Annotated in this window: 1 pseudogene; it reads left to right on the top strand. The window is 67.3% G+C overall.

The features are described 5' to 3' along the window. The first annotated feature begins 33 nt into the window (after positions 1-33). Positions 34-931 (top strand): annotated as a pseudogene (locus tag FLM69_RS11250) (IS5 family transposase). Positions 932-945: the final 14 nt, after the last annotated feature.

The raw sequence follows: 945 nt of genomic DNA, 5'->3' as shown, positions 1-945 counted from the left end.
TAGGGCGTGTTGCTAAAGGGTTCGGGGACGTGGATGCGCGAGTCTGGGGTCATGTCGCGTGATGTCATCTCGGACGAGGTCTGGGCCGTGATCGGCCCGCTGTTCCCCACGCCGAAGTCCACCGGTCGGCCGCCGGTGGATCGGCGCGCGGTGGTCGAGGCCACCGCGTGGCGCTTCCGCACGGGGGCGCCGTGGCGGGATCTGCCCGAGCGGTTCGGGAACTGGAACACGATCTACAAGAACTTCAACCGGTGGGCCGCCCAGGGTGTGTGGGAGCGCGTGCTCGAGCGCACTCAGTCGATGGCACAGCAGGCTGGCGAGCTGGATTGGGTGGCCTCGATCGATTCCACGATCGTGCGCGTCCACCAGCACGGGGCGACCCTGCCCCGCCCCACAGGGGGCCTGGATGAACTACAAGAAATCAGGGGACGAGCCGGCTGATCATGCCATCGGACGCTCCCGTGGCGGTCTGACGACGAAGAATCATCTGGTCTGTGATGGCAAGGGCAGGGTGCTGGCGTTCGTGGTGACCGGCGGGCAGGTGGCGGACACCTCGATGCTGGCCACCACGCTGGAGCAGATCAGCGTTGCCGGGGCCCGTGGGCGGCCCCGGATACGGCCTGACCGCCTGATTGCAGACAAGGGCTACCCCTCGAAGGCGAACCGGGCCTGGCTGCGCCGGCATGGCATCGCGGCCACGATCCCCGAGCGGGCCGATCAGATCACGCACCGGCGCCGCCGCCCAGGAAGACCGATCGACTTCGGTGAAGACCAGCGCCAGCGCTACCGGGGACGCAACGTCGTAGAGCGGTGCTTCAACCGGCTCAAGCAGTGGCGAGGGATCGCGATGCGCTCGGACAAGTACGCCCGGAACTATCACGCCGGGCTCTGCCTCGCCGCGACACTGCATTGGCTGACTACTATCCTTTAGCAACACGCCCTAGG

The organism is Micrococcus sp. R8502A1, assembly GCF_006704135.1.
GTDB lineage: Bacteria > Actinomycetota > Actinomycetes > Actinomycetales > Micrococcaceae > Micrococcus > Micrococcus luteus.
Note: the sequence above shows the minus strand (reverse complement) of the source record. Positions and strands in the feature narration are given on the sequence as shown.